This window comes from Vreelandella titanicae BH1, assembly GCF_000336575.1.
Lineage (GTDB): Bacteria > Pseudomonadota > Gammaproteobacteria > Pseudomonadales > Halomonadaceae > Vreelandella > Vreelandella titanicae.
This window is the reverse complement of sequence record NZ_AOPO01000005.1, coordinates 127,024-146,157: the sequence shown is the minus strand read 5'-3', so window position 1 is coordinate 146,157 and position 19,134 is coordinate 127,024. Positions and strand designations below refer to the sequence as shown.

Here is a 19,134-nt window from a genome sequence, read left to right as displayed (position 1 = left end):
AACCGTAATGACTAAGACCGTAACAAGCAAAACCAGCCACTTTTTAGCCGAAACCGCCCAGGTCGATGCCGCCGCCATTGCGCCGCTGCCCGGCTCACGTAAGGTATATATCGAAGGTTCGCGCCCGGATATCCGTGTGCCGTTCCGGGAAATTTCACTGTCGCCGACCAAAACCACCGGCATTGATGAAGAGAACCCGCCACTGCTGGTGTACGACACTTCAGGCCCCTATAGCGATCCGGATGCTAACAATGACCTGCGCCGCGGTCTGCCGGAACTACGCCGAGCCTGGATTGAAGAGCGTGACGATACCGAATTTCTATCAGGCCCCACGTCTGATTACGGCAACCGCCGCGCCAACGACCCGACGCTTGCCCAGCTGCGCTTTGATCTAACCCGCACACCACGCCGAGCAAAACCGGGCAAGAACGTGACCCAGCTGCACTACGCCCGCCAGGGCATTATCACCCCGGAAATGGAGTTTATCGCCTTGCGCGAAAACCAGCGCCGTCAAGCGCTAGGTACCGCTGAAGTAGAGCGCATTCTGGGCCATCAGCACAAAGGCCAGAGCTTTGGCGCCAGCCTGCCGGAAGAAATCACCCCTGAGTTTGTGCGTGATGAAGTCGCCAGAGGGCGGGCGATTATTCCCAATAACATCAACCACCCAGAAAGCGAGCCGATGATTATTGGCCGTAATTTCCTGGTCAAAATTAACGGTAATCTGGGTAACTCAGCGGTGACTTCTTCTATCGAAGAGGAGGTGGATAAGATGACCTGGGGCATCCGCTGGGGCGCGGACACCATTATGGATCTCTCCACTGGGCAGAACATCCACGAAACCCGCGAGTGGATTTTGCGCAACTCTCCGGTGCCGATTGGCACAGTGCCTATCTATCAGGCGCTGGAAAAGGTCAAAGGCGTGGCCGAAGACCTCACCTGGGAAGTCTTCCGCGATACGCTGATCGAGCAGGCCGAACAGGGCGTGGACTACTTCACCATTCACGCGGGCGTACTGCTGCGCTATGTACCGCTCACCGCCAAGCGGGTCACCGGCATTGTCAGCCGCGGCGGCTCGATCATGGCCAAATGGTGTTTGTACCATCACCAGGAGAGCTTCTTGTACACCCACTTCGAGGAGATCTGCGAGATCTGCAAGCAGTACGATGTGGCGTTCTCCCTCGGTGATGGCCTGCGTCCTGGCTCAGTGGCCGATGCCAATGACGAAGCACAGATGGCGGAGCTAAAAACCTTGGGCGAGCTGACCCATATTGCCTGGAAGCACGATGTGCAGGTGATGATCGAAGGCCCCGGCCACGTGCCCATGCACCTGGTGAAAGAGAACATGGATAAGCAGTTGGAATACTGCGACGAAGCGCCCTTCTATACCTTAGGCCCGCTGGTAACCGATATAGCCCCCGGCTACGACCACATTACCTCGGGCATTGGGGCGGCGATGATCGGCTGGTTTGGCTGCGCCATGCTCTGCTACGTCACCCCCAAAGAGCACCTGGGCCTGCCCAATAAAGACGACGTCAAAACCGGCATCATTACCTACAAGATTGCTGCCCACGCGGCGGATCTCGCCAAGGGCCACCCTGCAGCACAGCGGCGGGATAATGCACTCTCTAAGGCGCGCTTCGAGTTCCGCTGGGAAGACCAGTTCAACCTGGGGCTAGACCCGGATACTGCTCGGGAGTACCACGACGAAACCCTGCCCAAAGACTCCGCCAAGGTGGCGCACTTCTGCTCCATGTGCGGACCAAAGTTCTGCTCCATGAAGATCAGCCAGGAGGTGCGCGATTACGCCAACGAACATGGCCTAAACGGCGATCAGGAAGCGGTGATGAAAGGCATGGAAGAGCAGGCAGAGAAGTTCCGCAACAAAGGCAGTGAGCTGTATCAGGAAGTTTAAAATAGCGACTTACTGAACAGCGTCGCAACTATATGTGGCCCTTGAGTCTTAGAAAAACTCAAGGGCCACTTTACATATCTACTTGCAACGGGTCAGACACTGCATGTTTTTCTGGCTTTGCAATTCCTTATAGAGTTCCCGTTCAACGACCTCAACTGTTGCCGCGATCAGGCTTCTAAGTACAAATAACCATTTACTGAATTTTCTCTAAAAGTATTTATCGCTCAAGTAGATTAATTATACATTGCTCGTGTATGATTCTCATTTGCGCAGCGCTCTGTTACGGCGTTCTATTTAAAACCAACACCATTCAAAGAACCGATTCCAGATGAAAACCAAACTTTCCTTGGCGGTAACCGCGGCTCTGCTCAGCGCAGGCTTATTAACCGGCTGCAGCGATGATAACGAACCAACAGCCGCAGGCACACAGGAGGAAGCGCCGAAAAATAATGCAGCTCTCATGCTGAAATATATTCCGGCTGACTCTCCCTACTTCATGGCAACACGTGAAGCAATGCCTGAACAAGATGCTTTTGATCGTTATCAACGCATGCAACCCAAGGCTAGCATTGAGTCTAGTCTGGATGAGCTACGCGAGACACTGCCCGAGATAGACGATGAAGTGATGCATTCGTTGATGGCGGTATTGATCGCCATGAGTGAAGAACTGGTCGATGTTGAAACACTGGACGATGTCCATGCGCTAGGCCTGAAAATGAACCCTCAGGCCGCCCTCTATGGGTTGGGTGTCTTGCCTGTTTTACGCATGCAACTGCAGGATGAAGATGCCTTCCGCGAAACGCTGCAACGCATTTTGACCAAAGCAGACATTAACCTGAGCACGGCCACCACCAACGACACCGAATACTGGGTGCTGACGCCTGAGGGGCCCGTCAAGGCGATTCTAGCCATTGACGACCAGCAACTGCTGGTGTCTGTGGTACCACAGAATGCTAGTGACGAGCTGCTAGCACAAGTGCTGGGCAACACCCTGCCCGACAGCAGCATCGGTGATACCGATGCACTGGCAGAGCTTGAAAAGCGCCATGGCTTTACACCTTACGGCGCGGGGAAAATCGACTCCTCACGCCTACTTAATGAGCTGAGCACCCCCACTCACTCAGGTACTCAGGCACTGATGGAAGCGGTTGATGCCGAGCAATTGGATTTATCCGCCTGCCAGGCAGATATCGACCGTATCACGAACCGCTTCCCTGGCCTTGTAATGGGCTCGCGCGAGAACGATCTTGACCGCATGGAAATGAACCTGATTCTAGAAACCGATGAGGATATTGTCAGCGACCTGCGCACTCTGACGACTCAGGTGCCGGGCCTAGGTAGCACAGAAGGTATGGCCAGCTATGGCTTAGGTCTGAACATGCCGCTGTTGGTTCAGACCGTTCAGAAATATGCTCAGGAAGTGCGCCAGAACCCCTTCAGCTGTGATGAACTACAAGATCTGAACAGCTCCTGGAATGAGATCAACATGGCGATTAACAACCCGATCACCATGATGATTGGTCAGTCACTATCTGGCTTCAGAGCTCGTATCAACAGTCTGACAATGACAGACGGCGAACCTACCATGACGGGGCTCCTGACGCTTGCTTCACAAAATCCTCTTTCCCTGCTTTCTGCCGCAAGCTCTTTCGCGCCGGAGTTAGGGACTCTAGGGCTTGAACCCGGCGGGGAAGCCAAGCAAGTCGAGAGCATGATGCTGCCCCCTGAGGCACCGGAACTCTACGCCGCCATGTCTGACACGGCTATTGTACTGGGCGCTGGTATCAGTGATTCGGCGACACTGCAGAAAGAGCTGGAAGCCCCTGCCTCAGAGCGCAATCTGCTTGTTCATGGACACATAACAGGCGAGTTCTACCATTCACTGGCCGACTTTGTGGAACAGATACCATCAGATGATTTGTCAGCGTCCGATATTGATATGCTCAAGCAATATGGTGACATCTACAAAAACATGGAGTACTGGTTCAGAGTAGATGACGCTGGCGTGGAAATGAGTTTATCGCTGGAATTAAACTAAGATCAGGCCGCTTCAATAATGCGAAAAACCTGCTAGTGGGTTAGCGGTTTTTTCGTTTGAGCAAGACAACTGTTTAAAACCACTTAAACGCCAACAGGGGGCCGAAGCCCCCTGTTGGTATCAGTGTTACATAACTAGCGCTGTTTTTTCTGGCTCTCCTTGGCGTCGCCTTTGCCTTTTTGCAGTTCGCCTTTAGCCTGCTGGGCCTTACCTTTGGCTTCAGTTTTAGCGCTTCCTGTTGCCTTGCCCGCGGCTTCTTTCACTTTTCCCGCTGCTTTGTTGGCCGTTCCTTTCGCTTTATCTTCTTTACCAGTTGCCATGACGAACACCTCTAATCCGTTAGTAGGGAAACACATCAAATCACACGTCGACACATTCATCAGAGTAGCCTTTATTAAAAAAGTTGCGCTAATTAATTTAGGCCGGGTTGTTGGCGGGTAACCGCGTTGGTGCCCAGCGGTTCAACACGAAGTGCAGGGAAGCCATAGCCAGAAGCGTAAGAACCAGTGCCACACTCATGGAAGAGAAGCGATAGAGCGCGCTATACACCAGATCCTGCTGCGGGCCTAACGACTGGCCAAACAGAATCCCCAGAGTGGTCAGTCCACCAAAGCCAATCCCTGAACCGCCCCCTTCATGGATATGCTCCCGAGCGAAAAGCATTAACCCCAGCCAGTAGAGCAACACCACCAGCAGGAAATGGTGGCTCTGTGTATATAAGAATAACTGCATTAATAGAGCCAAGTTGCACCCTAGTAGGGTTCCTATGGCTCGCTTACCGGCTGATACTTTCGCTCCAGAGTACCCCAGCGTAAACAGCACCAGGATGGTCGCCATCTGCGCAGAGAGCGACCCTTGCAAGTCGAACATCTGAAACACTACAAATGAGAGCGTGGCGGTTAATCCACCGATTAAAGTTTCATGGCGAATTTGCGAGGGTGTTTTGGTAACCCTGGGCGGCGGTTTGCGGGCTTCCACGTCGGGAAACAGCGTATGCATCAGCATGGCAATAAACACCGCCAAACCACTGGCGACGAGATTACAGGCCAGTAAATCGCTCAAGTCCACATTGGGGTAGCTGGCGAAGTGAAGCAGAATGCTGAGCGTCAGCACACCGTTGGCGCCAAACAGAAACAGCGGCCCTTTCGCCATCAGGTTAAAGCGAAACAGAAAAATGCTCATCACCACCAGGGTCATCACCACCGGTATATGTTTGAGTAACCCCACCACCAGGCTGACTTCAAGCACGTTAAGCGATACGTTGGCTAAAAACTGGCGAATAATATGGCCATTCAGAATCGGCACCATGCCCAGCAAGAACATCGGGAAAACAGTAAAAAACACCCCGTAGTTCCAACCCATTAGCTGGCTGACCACAAACCCCAGCGTGCCACCACCGGCCACCCGCAAGCACTGACGCAGGCCGTTTTGGGTTAACACCGGGCGAGCAGTTCCCTTGGCATTAGCCCGGTCACGCTTCCCCCACCAACCTTTAAACGGGGTCAACAACAGGCGCTTAATATACGGGCTCTTAATAAACATAGTGCAACCAGCTGATCAGATGTGCCTGTAACCATACAAATGGTTTGGTCAAAGCAGCATCTCCTGGCTGAAGCTGCACCGTGGCGCGGGCGCCGCTGGGTAATAAATTCGCGATTGGCTGAGTTAGCACCAGGTGTACACGCATCCGCTGGGCATCGCGTATCCAGCGATCGGTGGTGGGAATATCAGCCAGTTGACCATCGGCAGCCAACTGTCCTTCACGAACACCGGCATCCATGGCGAGCACTTGCGCATCAAATACCTGGCCTGGCCAAGCATCAAACACTACTTGCGCTGCGTCACCCGGTGCCGCATGGCGCAGGCTCTTTTCGCGAAAATCGGCAATGACATCTATCGCATCCGCCACTACTGCTACCGCTGGCTGCCCCGCCTGAACGTAGTCGCCTACGTCTAGCTGCAGGTTGGAAACACTTCCGGCTTGCGCGGCGCGCACCTGGGTATGAGCAAGATCCAACTGCGCCTTGGAAAGCGCATTGTCTGCTTGGCGCAAACGCAGATTCGTTTCGCCGGCATCGCCCAGCTGCACTTCCAGGCTGACGATTTTAGCCCTGGCTGCCGCCACACTGGCCTGTGCGGTACGCTCAGCAGCCACCTGCTGTTCGTACTGTTGGCGCGATACGCTCTGCTGCGCCACAAGGGTTTCAGCACGCTGAAGTTCTCCCCGACGCTCGGCAGCCGTTGCTTCAGCGGACGCCAGCTCCGCTTGGGCAGAGGTAAGCTCTGCTTCCAACCGGGCATTCTCCCGCTCGGCCTGTTCGCGATTAAGCTGCGCCTTCTCAACGGCTAATCGAAACGGCGCAGGGTCGATCTGAAACAGCATATCGCCTTTTGCTACATGCTGGTGATTACTGACCAGCACCTCACTCACTGGGCCGCTGAGTTCGGGCGCTATTCGCGTGACCGGCCGCATCACTCTCGCCTCGGGCGTCATGGGCATAAAGCTATCGGCCACCAGAAAATAGATAAAAAGCAGTACAAAGGTAGCAAGGGCTACCCTCACCCATCGGGCAAATATTTGATCGGGGGTCATGCAGAGCTCACTTGTTAGCCACCAGGAAACCACCTGGCCAGCGCCTCTCAACGGGCGCGCATCGTGTAGGGAATCGCATAGGGGACTTTAGTCTAACAATCAATTAGCGCGCTAACAATATACCTATGTCTATCTACTGCTACATAAACGCTCTCTACAAGCTTATAAAACAAAAAACCCCATGGCATAAAGGCCATGGGGTTTAGTCATTCGCTACGCTGTTACGCTAAGGATTTAGAACCGGTAGCGTAAACCTACGCTTGCAGCATCAAAGGAGTAAGCTGATTTATCCAGGTAGCGCATATAGTCCGCGCTGAGGGAGAGGTTTCTGGCCACATCCATCTCAGCGCCTGCGCCGTAGGAGAAGTCGCTTTCGCTGTCGCCGCGGTCAAACTCTACTTCCGTAAAACCCGCCAGGCCATAAAGACGTACTTCAGGTGCTATGGGAATAATCCCTTTAGCATAAGCACCCGCTACATAGTCTAATTCGGCACCACCGTCGGAACCGCCCGTACCTAAATGACCTTCAATGCCAAAGTAGTCATTGAACTGGGCACCGCCGCGCAGGCGTAAGCCTACGTCATCACGGGACGAGCCTCTGTCTGGATCCAGACTCCAGAACATGGCATCAGCGCCCAGGTAAGCTTGCGGATAACCGGTAGACTGTTGTGCTTGAGCAGTGGTTGCAAATGCGCCTGCACCCACCAGGAGTACCGCCGATGTAAGTGACAACATGGACATCTTCATAGCTTGCACCTCAGTTAAAAAACAGTGTTTCCTTACACATTTGTATTGTGATTCATAACTATGAAGAACGCAAACATTTACCGCCCCTTGGATAAGCTCAGCACGACAATACCGCCAACGACGACTGCCCCACCTACCAACTGGCCGGGGCTAAGCATTTGCCCCAACACGAAGTAACCCAGCACCAGGGAGGCAACCGGCTCGATATTCATCACCGGTGCGTTGCGTGCCATATCGAGTCGCGGCACAAAAATAAACAGCGTCGAAAATGCCGAACCATACAGCAGACCAAGCAGCGTCAGCCCTAGCCAGCCGGTACTGTTATCCGGCAGGCTCATACCCCCTGGCACTACACCGGCGATGCCGCCAATGATCATGACAATAAACACGGTCTGCATGGTCAACAGGCTGCGCAGGGTGCTGCCCACTCCTGCAAGGCGGTGCTCGGTAACCCACAGCGCGCAGGCAAATACGAAGGCCGCCATTAATCCAAAACCAATGCCTGCTATCCACCCCGGCCCCATGCCATCGGCGCTGGCAATCCATGAGGGAATATCCAGCACCACCAGTAAGCCGATTAAAATCGTGCCCATGATCAGACAGCTACGCAGAGTAGGACGCGGGCCGCCCAACGCCCAACTGAGCAGCGCCAGCTGAATAGGAAAGGTATTGACCAATAGCAGTGCGATCACCACAGGCAGCCTGGCCACCGCCGAGTAGAGGCTAACGCTTTGGATCGCAATCAGTAGCCCCACGGTCAGTTGCCACGGCCAAGATCCCGCGGGCAGCCACAAGCGCTTTTTCTGCACGATGACTAGCGCCACTAAAATCAGGCAGGCAACCCCCGAGCGGGTTAATACCGCCAGTAACAGACCGGTGCCATTATCAAACGCCAGCCGAGCTGAAACGTGATTGGCGGCGAACATGGTGGCCACGGTCATCATTAACAGAATGGCCAAATGGCGCGGCAGTAGTTTCGGCAAAGAGGACGCTGACATAAGAACGGTACGGCTCGTTATAGGGGTGAAGGTGTAAGATGGCGAGTAGCCAGGTAGGCAAAGATCCCAGCATGCCAAGCTTTTGCCTAGAAGGCTAACGAAAGCCTGACGCTGCTTTTGCGCGCTGCAACATGTTAAACTAAAGTCTACCCCTTTGCTCAATAACCTCCTAGCGAAAAGGTTTTTATGAACGCACCGGTGCTGGTCATTAACTGCGGTTCCTCCTCTATTAAATACGCGTTGATTGATTCCGACCCTCAGGCACCGCGACTTGAGGGCATAGCGGAACGCTTGGGTAGCGAGGATGCACGCCTCAAGGGCAAAAACAGCGCCGGTGATCGTTTCAACCAACCACTTCCTGGCGCTGACCACACCCAAGCACTTAACGCGATCCTTGAGCGTATGGAGGGCCGATTACCAGCGGCGGTGGGCCATCGCATCGTGCATGGCGGCGAGCACTTCACCCAGGCCGCACTCATCGACGCTAGTGTCATTGCGGCTATCCAAACCACCGCAGCACTTGCCCCCCTTCATAACCCAGCAAATTTAGCAGGTATTGCGGCGACCCAGAACGTCTTTCCTGAGCTGCCCCAAGTGGCAGTGTTCGATACCGCTTTCCACCAAACCATGCCGCCGCGTGCTTACCGGTACGCACTACCAGAAAGCCTCTACGCTGAGCATGGCATTCGCCGCTACGGCTTTCATGGCACCAGCCATGCTTATGTTAGCCAGCGGGCGGGCGAACTGAGTAGCCGTGGCACAGGCGGCTGGCTGACTGCCCACCTGGGCAATGGCTGCTCCACCAGCGCGGTGTGGAACAATCAAAGCCAGGATACCAGCATGGGCCTTACCCCACTGGAAGGCTTGGTGATGGGCACCCGCAGTGGCGACGTTGACCCTGGCCTGCACGCCCACCTGCACCGCCAACTGGGCTGGTCGCTAGACAAAATCGACGACGTGCTCAATAAAGAGAGCGGCCTACTGGGCCTTTCAGGCTTAACCAACGACATGCGCGAAATTGAGGAGGCTGCTGAACAAGGGCACGCCACCGCACAGCTGGCGGTAGAGGTATTCTGCTACCGGATCGCTAAATCTCTGGCGGGGCTCTCCTGCGCCCTGCCCCAGCTTGATGGGGTTATTTTCACCGGCGGTATCGGCGAAAACTCGCCGATTGTACGTCGCCGTGTGCTCGCCCTATTGCCCCACTTCGGCTTTGCGCTGGATAACGACGCTAACGAAGCGACTATCCGCGGCAAAGAGGGCAAGCTGGATAGCGCCAGCCATGAAGGCCCCCAGGTGTGGGTGATCCCTACCGATGAAGAAGGCCGCATTGCCATGGAAACCCGCCACTGCCTAGAGACACGTGTATGACTCACCCCGACCAGCCACAAGCGATTCTGTTAGTGCCTACCAGCCAGGGCGTCGGGCTTACCTCCGCCTGTCTGGGGTTAATTCAAGCGCTGGATACCATCGGTCTGAAAGCCGGGTTTTTAAAGCCGTTTATGCAGAACGAGCTGAACGGCCCAGGCCTGGATCGATCCACCGCATTGGTTTCCCGGGCACTCAATCAGCGCCCGCCTTCGCCGATTTCCCAGGCTCGCCTTGAGCGCTTGCTGCGCGACGACCAAATCGATGAGCTGATGGAAAATGCCGTCGAGCTCTATGAACAGGTTGTTCAACAGGCCCACCGCGATGGCAGCACCCTAGACCTAGTCGTGGTAGAGGGCGTAGTGCCCACTCAGCACACCACCTACGCCACCCAAACCAACGCCCAGCTCGCCAACGCGCTTAATGCGCGAATTATTCTTGTCGGATCCGGTGATTTAAACGAGCCCCAGGCGCTGGCCGAGCAGCTTGATATGCACGCCCGCAGCTTTGGCGGGGTTAGCTCCAGCCGCACGCTGGGCGGCATTTTGATGCGCATGAAAAATCTGCCCTACGCGCAGGAAGATGATCTTTCTGCAGCACCGGGCACCTTCAAACCGCAGTTGGAAGAGTCAGTGCTCGCTGAGCTGCGCCAGTACTCCCCCGCCCTGGCGACCGATAAATTCCACCTGATTGGTGTGGTGCCCTACAGCAAAACGCTTAGCGCCCCGCGCACTCTGGATGTGGCCCGAGCGCTTAATGCCAAGTTGTTGAACGAAGGCGAGGCAGCCAGCCGTCGGGTACTCTCCACTAGCCTCTGCGCCCGCAGTGCTGCCAACGCACTGCATATTTTCACCCCGGGTAGCCTGGTAGTGGCCTCCGGTGACCGCGACGATGTGGTGCTGGCCTCAGCGCTGGCGACCATGAACGGTATTCAGCTAGCGGGCGTACTGTTGACCAACGGCTTTATGCCCAACGACAGCATGATCGAGATGTGCCGCCCCGCGCTCAAAACAGGCCTACCGGTCTTGGCAGTAGAAACCGACAGCCTGACCACAGCACAGCACCTCAGCCAGCTAAGCAGCGAAATCCCTATGGACGACTTCGAACGCGCCGAACAGGTGGCCCGTTACGTCGCAGCCCATATGGATCTTGAGTGGTTAAAAGCCCACCTGAGCAGCGGTTATACCCGCCGCCTTTCACCTTCAGCGTTTCGCCACCAGTTGGTTAAACTTGCCCAGTTGGCTAAAAAGCGCGTAGTGCTGCCGGAGGGGGATGAACCGCGCACCGTAGAAGCGGCAATAATCTGCCAGCGCCGCGGCATTGCCGACTGCGTACTGCTGGGTAAGCGCGACGATATCGAAAATGTAGCGCGCAACCGCGGTCTGACACTGCCAGAATCGCTGACGATTGTTGACCCTGAAAGCACCCGTGCGAACTATATTGGCCCGATGGTCGAGCGTCGTCGTGGCAAACTCAACGAGCTAACCGCCGAAGCGCAGTTGCAAGATAACGTGGTGCTCGGCACCATGATGCTGCAGTTAGATGAAGTCGACGGACTGGTTTCCGGCGCCGTACACACCACTGCCAACACCGTGCGGCCCGCCTTCCAGTTGATTAAAACCGCGCCGGAGTATAATCAAGTCTCGTCGATCTTCTTTATGCTGCTGCCCGAGCAGGTGGTAGTCTACGGCGACTGTGCGGTGAATCCCGACCCAGACGCTGAAACCCTGGCCGAAATCGCCCTACAAAGCGCCCGCTCCGCTGAAGCCTTCGGTATCGAGCCACGTGTCGCCATGATCAGCTACTCCACCGGCGACTCCGGCACCGGCGCGGATGTGGATAAAGTCCGCGAAGCCACCCGGATTGCTAAAGAACGCGCGCCGCACCTGGCCATCGACGGCCCGCTACAGTACGACGCCGCTGCCATCGAGAGCGTGGGCAAGCAGAAAGCCCCCGACTCGCCAGTGGCAGGTAAAGCCACCGTGTTTGTGTTCCCCGACCTCAACACCGGCAATACCACCTACAAAGCAGTGCAGCGAAGTGCCCGCGTCGTGAGCGTTGGCCCCATGCTGCAAGGGTTGAACAAGCCAGTGAATGATCTTTCCCGCGGCGCACTGGTCGACGATATCGTTTACACCATTGCACTAACCGCCATTCAGGCCAGTCAGCGGGAAAGCTGAGTTACAGAAACTTTCCCTAGCCAATAAAAACGCCCCAAGCAGATAACTGCTTGGGGCGTTTTATTAACGGCTTAACGGTATGTGAGGGCTAAACCCACATCGGCACCATCGATTCCAGCACCATGACTAAACTCATCGCGGTGATGGTAAGGATAGAGACGCCAAACACCTTTTTGGCCCAGCGCACATCGTCATCTAAACGGTAGCCGCGCAGTGCCAAGTAGAGCCAGTAGCCGCCCATGGTCAGCGCCACGCACAGATATCCCGCGCCCGCTTGGCTGGCCAGCCCTAGCGCCAGCGAGGCGGGAATAAACGCCACAATGTAGCCAAGGATATGGTGTTTGGCCATTTTCACCCCGCGCACCACCGGCAGTACCGGAATCGATGCCCGTTGATAATCGGCGTAGCGGAAGATCGCAATCGCATAGGAGTGCGGCATCTGCCACAGGCAGAAAATCACCAGCAGCATAATGGCACCGCTGTCGAACTGACCGGTCACGGCGCAGTAGCCAACCACCGGCGGCATGGCGCCGGAGAGGCTGCCTACCAAGGTGCCGTACTCCGAGCGGCGCTTCATATAGAGGCTATAAAGCCCCACATACACGCCCCAGCCAATCACCGCCAAGGCAACGGTTAGCCCGTTGGTGCCCAGCGCCAGGCACACCACCCCCGATACACCCAGCAGCGCCGAAACGCCCAGTGCCTGGGTAATAGAGATGCTGCCTCTTACCAGGGGGCGATGGCGCGTACGCGCCATCAATGCATCAATATCGCGGTCAATAACGTTGTTACACGCACAGCCTGACGCGATGATTAATGCAATCCCCACCATGACCGACACAAAGCTGAGCCACTCGAACTGCCCTTGGGCGGCGAGAAAATAGCCCCCCAGGGTGGCAATCAGGTTGCCGCCGATAATGCCCGGCTTGGTCAGCTCGAGCAGATCCCGCCAGCGGCTGGGCGCTGAGATTAGCCGATCATCATGTTGAGATGCAGATGCTGCATGATCCACAGCGAGCCTCCTACCACTAGGACGAGAATCGTCAGTGTGAAGACGAAGGACATCAGATTCCAGCCTTCGTCGGCTTTGGTACTCATATGCATAAACATGACCAGTTGCACCAGTATCTGCAACACCGCGGTCACGGCTATCACAATCACGGTAGCCAATACGCTAAAAGCGCCACTCATCACCACCGCAAAAGGGATAATGGTCAGTATCAGCGACAATACCAGTCCTGTCACATACGACTTAACGCTGCCATGGGCATTGGTTGAACTTGCACTCATCTCACAACACTCCCATCAGATAGACGAATGAGAAGACACAGATCCAGACAATATCGAGGAAGTGCCAGAACAGGCTTAGGCACAAAATCCTCGGCCGGGTCATATCGTTCAACCCTTTGGTGTAAAGCTGTACCAACATCACCAAAATCCAGATCATGCCAAACGTAACGTGCAACCCGTGAGTACCGACTAGGGTAAAGAAGGCCGATAAAAAGCCGCTACGGTCCGGACCGTACCCTTCATGGATTAGATGCTGGAATTCATAGACTTCCATCCCCAGGAAGCACAAGCCCAGTAGAAAGGTAATAATCAGCCACACTTTCACTTGGCCAACACGGTTGGCATGCATTGCCAAAACGCCCATACCGAAAGTGAAACTACTGATCAGCAGTGCAAAGGTTCCGAAAAGGATCAAAGGTAATTCAAAGATATCAGCGCCAGTTGGCCCACCCGCCGTGCCCTTCATCAGCACGGCGTAAGTGGCGAACAGTGACCCGAAGATCACCAAATCGCTCATTAAGTAGACCCAGAAACCAAACAATTTCGTGCCCGAGGCATCGTGATGCTCTTCTTCGTGCTCTACCGGGTGGTGCGAGCTATGATTTAGCGTATCAGTCGACATTACGCTTGCGCCTCCACGCGTTGTTGATGCTCACGTTCGATTCGCTCAACTTCAGCAGCGGGAACGTAGTAGTCGATATCGTCGTTAAATACCCGTGCCATAAAGCTGATGAATACACCCACGGCGCCGACGCCGGCTAACCACCAGATATGCCACACCAGCGCAAAGCCGATGACCAGCGCAAAGAAGCTGATAACTGGCCCGGCCACGGTATTACGAGGCATATGAATATCGGTATAGGGGGCTTCTTCAAGCTGCTCTTCGCTACGCTGCTTTTGCGACCAGAAGCTGTCGATATCGCCCACTTCCGGCAGACGTGCAAAGTTGTAGAACGGCGCTGGAGAAGAGGTTGACCACTCCAAGGTGCGACCATTCCAGGGGTCGCCGGTGACATCAGCGTTCTGTTTGCGGTCGCGAATACTCACCCAGAACTGGATGATGGTGCAGACAATGCCCAGCATAATGATTACCGCGCCTACCCAGGCCAGAATCATCCACGGCTGCCATTCGGGGTTGGCGTAGGACTGCATGCGGCGCACGGCACCAAAGAAGGCCAGTACATAAAGCGGCATAAAGGCGACGTAGAAGCCGATAAACCAGCACCAGAACGAACGCTTGCCCCACTTTTCGTTCAAAGTGAAACCGAACGCTTTGGGGAACCAATAGGTAAGCCCCGCCATCATGCCGAACACCACGCCGCCGATAATAACGTTGTGGAAGTGCGCAATAACGAACAGGCTGTTATGCAACACAAAGTTAGCCGCGGGCACCGCCAGCATAACGCCGGTCATACCGCCTAGGGTAAAGGTGATAATAAAGCCCAGCGTCCATAGCACCGGCGAAGTGAGTTCCAGGCTGCCGCGGAACATGGTGAACAGCCAGTTGAACACTTTCACCCCGGTAGGAATGGCGATGATCATTGTCATAATGCCGAAGAAGGCGTTGACGTTGGCGCCCGCCCCCATGGTGAAAAAGTGGTGCAACCAAACCACAAACGAGAGCAAGGTGATCGAAATGGTCGCCCACACCATGGTGGCGTAGCCGAACAGCCGCTTACGGGCAAAGGTCGCAATCACTTCAGAGAACACGCCGAAGGCTGGCAGAATCAGGATATAAACTTCCGGGTGGCCCCAGGCCCAGATGAGATTGACGTACATCATCATGTTGCCGCCAAAATCATTGGTAAAGAAGTGCATACCCAAATAGCGATCCAGCGTTAGCAGCGCGATGGTCGCGGTCAAAATTGGGAAGGAAGCAATGATCAGCACGTTGGCGCACAGCGAGGTCCAGGTGAAGATCGGCATGCGGAACATCGTCATGCCTTTGGTGCGCATTTTAATGATGGTCACGAAAAAGTTAATACCGGTCAGCGTGGTGCCTATACCGGATATCTGCAACGCCCATATCCAGTAGTCGACCCCCACCCCGGGACTAAACTCGATCCCCGATAACGGCGCGTAAGCGAGCCAGCCGGTTTTGGCGAATTCGCCCACCACCAGCGAGATATTGACCAGTATCGCGGAGACCGCAAACAGCCAAAAGCTTAAGTTATTCAGGAAAGGGAAAGCAACGTCGCGGGCACCAATTTGCAGCGGCACCACAAGGTTCATCAAGCCGATGACCATGGGCATGGCGACAAAGAAGATCATAATCACGCCGTGGGCGGTAAAGATCTGGTCGTAGTGTTCAGGGGGTAAATAGCCCGCTGCATCCCCGGCGGCCATGGCCAGCTGGGTGCGCATCATTATCGCATCCGAGAAGCCGCGCAGCAGCATCACCAGAGCGACGATGAAATACATAATGCCGAGCTTTTTATGGTCAACGGAGGTAAACCACTCGTTCCACAGCCAGCCCCACTTACGGTAATAGGTGATTAAACCAAACAGTGCGATCCCACCAATGGCCATAAAGGCCGCGACGACCATGATGATCGGCTCGTGGTAGGGAATTGACTCTAACGTGAGTTTTCCAAACACGGCTTAACCTCCCACTTCTACGCTAGAGGAGTGGCTGCGCATGGCATTATCCTGACTAGCATGGTTGTTAGTGACATGACCTGATTCGGCCGCGTGATCGGCAGTCTTCTCATTTTCGCCATCGTGGGAGTCAGCATGATCGCCGCCCATCTGATGCTCGCCGCCGGTATGGAAGCTTCGTAAGATGCTTTCATACAGCGATGGTGAAATGGCTGAGAAGTACTCAACCGGATTCGATTCGCTAGGTTCCGCCAACGCTTCATAACCTTCTGGGTAGGTCAGCGTTTGTGGAGCAGCGCGTACCGTTTCCACCCAGGCGTCAAAATCCTCGGGGTTGGTCACCTTGGCTTCAAAGGTCATGCCAGAGAAGCCCGCGCCACTGTAGTTGGTGGAACGACCAGGGTAGCTACCAATTTCATCGGCGATGAGATGGACATCGTTATCCATGCCCGCCATGGCATAAATCTGGCTGCCAAGATGGGGGATAAAGAAAGCGTTCATCACTGAGCCTGAGCTGACCCTAAAGCGCACCGGTGTATCTACCGGAAAGGCCACTTCGTTAACACTGGCAATACCCTGCTCGGGGTAGATAAACAGCCACTTCCAATCAAGCGCCACCGCCTGTATTTCGATCGGCGCCACATCGCTTTCCAGCGGTTTGTGGGGATCAAGGCTATGGGAGGTCTTCCAGGTCAACAGGGCGAGCACCGCGATAATCGCACAGGGCACGATCCACACCACCGCTTCAATCACGTTGGAGTGCGCCCAATCAGGCGTGTATTTAGCCAGGCTATTACTACGCCGGTAACGCCAGCCAAACAGCAGCGTCATGACAATCACAGGAATAACTACAATCAACATTAGGCCAAAGGCGGTCAGAATCAGTGTGCGCTGCTCAGCGCCAATCTGGCCTTTTGGGTCTAGCAGCGCTGAACTACAGCCTGCTAGAAACAGACACAGCGCAAGGAGCACTAGAGTGCCTCGCCTGCGCCAAAGTGAGCGTCGTTGCATGGTGTGATCTCGTCAGAGGTTGTTTAAAACACTAGCTAGCCATGTCGCCCTTCTACATAGCAGGCTAACTACCACCCCATACTCTTCCCAAAACATGCTCTGCATGGCGCTCTTGAAAACGTGCTAGGAAAACGCTCTCAAGGACAGTGCACACGTGACGCTGGGCGCCATTGCTCCGGGAAAAATATGCGTCGCCGGATGGGAATTGGCGACGAGCCTCGCTGGCCTAAGCACTAAAGGCTTAAGCAGTTAAGACTAAAGTATTTTCTATTGATCGAGATCATGAAAGAAGTGGCGCATTGCCGCACCCAAGGTATTGACTGGGATGAGCAAGGGGGAAATCGCTTACGCCACTGTGACGGTGGGAACCACTATCTCAGGTACAACGCGGCCATTTTTTTTAAGCAACTGCGGGGCGCCCTCTTCGTCGGTAACCACCACATCAAAATCGTCCAGAGCAGCGAAATAGGCCGGGCGAACTACGCTGAACTTACTGGCATCTACCACCAACAGGCGCTGCATAGCGGTGGCAATGGCAGCCTGTTTAGGCGCCACTTCGTGAAAGTGAAAGCAGCTAACACCACGCTCTAAATCCACCCCTGCAGCGGAGATCAGCGCCTTATTAATGCCTAACCGCTCGATAGCAGCAGTCATATTGTCGCTACCGAATGACTGCGAGGTGGCATAAAACAGCCCGCCCAGTAGCACCAAGCGCACGTTGGGCAGGGCGGCAACGGCATTGGCAACATTAAGCGCATAGGTCACTACCGTCAGCTCTCGGAAATGACTTAACTGGCTCAGCAGCGGCATTAGCGTTGAGCCGCAGTCGATAAACAGCGTATCGCCCTCTTCTATGTAGGCTAACGCCCGCTGACAAAGCCGATACTTGGCCTGGTAGTGGCTAGCCTGCTGTTCGGTCAAGTCATAAATAGGCGTTACGCCAGGGTAGTTTGCCATCACTAGGCGTCCACCCAGCAGGCTAATGGCAGTATCCTGAGTCGTCAGATCGCGACGGATGGTCATTTCGGAAACATCGCATAGCTCTGCGGCATCGCGCAGATGAAGAGTACCGCCACTGGCAAGCGCTTCCTGAAGCTTGGCAAGGCGCAGCGCACTACGGCCATTCATGGTGGGCATCTCCTGGCAAACCCCTCTTGTTGTGATTTTCGCAACGAGAGCATCGGTGTTGCGTCCATTTTCATTTCTATGCTGAGCGAGCGGCGGCGTAATTTCCACTGCTACGACGGCTATTGGTGCTATTAGTGCCACAATGAGAGCCATATGACATTTAAATAGCGTTGATGTGACAACTCTTGCAAATCAACGTTAGAAAAATAACACTAAATGTTATAATTTTAACATTAACGCCAGCCCGCACGACTACAACCTCGGATAGCCACACCCAAGTGGCTCCGCGACAACCAATGTTGAGGCTCTCATGACTGCTCGTACACACTCTCGCCCCCCTTCGTCTAAGATCGCGCTTGGCGCTGGCGTATTAGGGGCCATACTCACTACGCCGCTAATGGCAGACGAGGCTGCTCAGCCGCATCCCCTTGATCGGCTGTGGTCATTCGCCAACGTTTCGGTTAACTACCTGGACTGGTCAAACGGTACCGAGGCGCGCACCGCTTCCAACGCGGCGAAAAGCGACTTTATGTTTCTCGAAATCGAAGGCGGCGCTGGCTTTAGCTGGGGCGAGTTCTACGGCTTCTTTGATTTCGAGAACCCCACCAACGACCAGTTCGACGAGTCCAGCGGTGGTAAAGACAACTTCCGCACCGCGGGTAAAGTGACCTCACACATTTACCTGGGTGACAGCCCGCTGTCGATTTACGCCCACCTGTATGACTTCCGCGATTACGGTTATAACAGCCGCGAGCAGGATCAGATTCTTGGTTTGGGTTACCGCACTACCTTCGACAATGGCCTGTGGTTCAAGCCTTTTATCGGTGCTGCGCGGGTACAAAGTAACAGCTATACCGGCATGAACGGCTATATGGCAGGCTGGGTCGCGGGTTATGATTTCACTGCACTCAACCAGAACTTCAGCGTCACCAACTGGCACGAACAGACCTTTGGTCGCGACGATGAGTATCTGGAGCAGAACTACGTGGGCGATACAGCGGGCAGTGTAGGCACCAACGGTGCACTGAGCCTATGGTGGCATCCGAGCGATTTGATCACCACCGGCATTCAGTACCGCTACTCTGAGAATAAGTTGGGTACCCCCAACGATTATCAGAATGCGATGATCTACTCCGTCAAGCTCAACTTACTATAACCGCTTTAGGAGCCTTTGATTAACGTAATGAGCGCAGGCTAGACAAGGCAAAAATCAACGAAAAGGCGGAGTTTACGAGCAGTAAATGAGCATTTTGAGGCGATTTTTAACGCCG

Annotated in this window: 16 protein-coding genes; 5 read left to right on the top strand and 11 right to left on the bottom strand. The window is 54.8% G+C overall.

From position 1 onward, the window contains the following. The first annotated feature begins 7 nt into the window (after positions 1-7). Both thiC and HALTITAN_RS11410 read left to right on the top strand, forming a co-directional pair. Positions 8-1,912 carry a phosphomethylpyrimidine synthase ThiC gene (thiC, locus tag HALTITAN_RS11415; RefSeq protein ID WP_009287210.1) on the top strand — a complete coding sequence of 635 codons (1,905 nt, stop codon included), beginning with the start codon at positions 8-10 and terminating at the stop codon, positions 1,910-1,912. 328 nt (positions 1,913-2,240) lie between these two features. Then, a complete protein-coding gene (locus HALTITAN_RS11410; protein WP_009287209.1) occupies positions 2,241-3,950 on the top strand; it encodes a hypothetical protein in 1,710 nt (569 codons plus the stop codon). A 134-nt stretch (positions 3,951-4,084) separates the two neighbouring features. On the opposite strand, the gene HALTITAN_RS11405 is transcribed toward HALTITAN_RS11410, so the two are convergent. The 5 genes from HALTITAN_RS11405 to HALTITAN_RS11385 form a co-directional block, all read right to left on the bottom strand. Beyond that, positions 4,085-4,270 (bottom strand): CsbD family protein, encoded by a 186-nt coding sequence (locus tag HALTITAN_RS11405; RefSeq protein WP_039859265.1) that lies wholly within the window; start codon positions 4,268-4,270, stop codon positions 4,085-4,087. A gap of 97 nt (positions 4,271-4,367) precedes the next feature. Then, positions 4,368-5,492 carry a DUF2955 domain-containing protein gene (locus tag HALTITAN_RS11400; RefSeq protein WP_009287208.1) on the bottom strand — a complete coding sequence of 375 codons (1,125 nt, stop codon included), beginning with the start codon at positions 5,490-5,492 and terminating at the stop codon, positions 4,368-4,370. Beyond that, complete coding sequence (locus tag HALTITAN_RS11395; protein WP_039859264.1) at positions 5,482-6,543, bottom strand: HlyD family secretion protein; 1,062 nt, start codon at positions 6,541-6,543, stop codon at positions 5,482-5,484. The genes HALTITAN_RS11400 and HALTITAN_RS11395 overlap by 11 nt, the downstream gene beginning before the upstream one ends. Positions 6,544-6,777: 234 nt before the next feature. Further along, positions 6,778-7,290: a porin family protein gene (locus HALTITAN_RS11390; protein WP_027959874.1), complete on the bottom strand. Its 513-nt coding sequence runs from the start codon at positions 7,288-7,290 to the stop codon at positions 6,778-6,780. Positions 7,291-7,367: 77 nt separating this feature from the next. Next, complete coding sequence (locus HALTITAN_RS11385) at positions 7,368-8,288, bottom strand: EamA family transporter (RefSeq protein ID WP_027959875.1); 921 nt, start codon at positions 8,286-8,288, stop codon at positions 7,368-7,370. Positions 8,289-8,474: 186 nt separating this feature from the next. Here HALTITAN_RS11385 and HALTITAN_RS11380 point away from each other — a divergent pair, with 186 nt between their 5' ends. Continuing rightward, entirely contained in the window at positions 8,475-9,659 is a 1,185-nt protein-coding gene (locus HALTITAN_RS11380; protein WP_022520634.1) for an acetate/propionate family kinase, read from the top strand. Next, complete coding sequence (gene pta, locus HALTITAN_RS11375; protein WP_009287205.1) at positions 9,656-11,836, top strand: phosphate acetyltransferase; 2,181 nt, start codon at positions 9,656-9,658, stop codon at positions 11,834-11,836. Before HALTITAN_RS11380 ends, pta begins: the two co-directional genes overlap by 4 nt. A gap of 88 nt (positions 11,837-11,924) precedes the next feature. Here pta and cyoE read toward each other — a convergent pair whose 3' ends face one another. The 6 genes from cyoE to HALTITAN_RS11345 form a co-directional block, all read right to left on the bottom strand. Then, complete coding sequence (gene cyoE, locus HALTITAN_RS11370; protein WP_009287204.1) at positions 11,925-12,848, bottom strand: heme o synthase; 924 nt, start codon at positions 12,846-12,848, stop codon at positions 11,925-11,927. Beyond that, positions 12,806-13,126, bottom strand: a complete 321-nt coding sequence (cyoD, locus tag HALTITAN_RS11365) for a cytochrome o ubiquinol oxidase subunit IV (protein ID WP_022520636.1) — start codon at positions 13,124-13,126, stop codon at positions 12,806-12,808. Before cyoD ends, cyoE begins: the two co-directional genes overlap by 43 nt. Before the next feature lies 1 nt (position 13,127). Then, on the bottom strand, positions 13,128-13,748 hold the full coding sequence (gene cyoC / locus HALTITAN_RS11360; protein ID WP_009287203.1) for a cytochrome o ubiquinol oxidase subunit III: 621 nt from the start codon (positions 13,746-13,748) through the stop codon (positions 13,128-13,130). Continuing rightward, on the bottom strand, positions 13,748-15,724 hold the full coding sequence (gene cyoB, locus HALTITAN_RS11355; protein ID WP_009287202.1) for a cytochrome o ubiquinol oxidase subunit I: 1,977 nt from the start codon (positions 15,722-15,724) through the stop codon (positions 13,748-13,750). The genes cyoC and cyoB overlap by 1 nt, the downstream gene beginning before the upstream one ends. A 3-nt stretch (positions 15,725-15,727) precedes the next feature. Further along, positions 15,728-16,735, bottom strand: coding sequence for a ubiquinol oxidase subunit II (gene cyoA, locus HALTITAN_RS11350; protein ID WP_009287201.1), 1,008 nt, complete (start codon positions 16,733-16,735; stop codon positions 15,728-15,730). Between the two features lie 345 nt (positions 16,736-17,080). Further along, positions 17,081-17,863, bottom strand: a complete 783-nt coding sequence (locus HALTITAN_RS11345; protein ID WP_022520638.1) for a DeoR/GlpR family DNA-binding transcription regulator — start codon at positions 17,861-17,863, stop codon at positions 17,081-17,083. Positions 17,864-18,173: 310 nt separating this feature from the next. Here HALTITAN_RS11345 and HALTITAN_RS11340 point away from each other — a divergent pair, with 310 nt between their 5' ends. Further along, positions 18,174-19,019, top strand: a complete 846-nt coding sequence (locus HALTITAN_RS11340) for an outer membrane protein OmpK (protein ID WP_009287199.1) — start codon at positions 18,174-18,176, stop codon at positions 19,017-19,019. Positions 19,020-19,134: the final 115 nt, after the last annotated feature.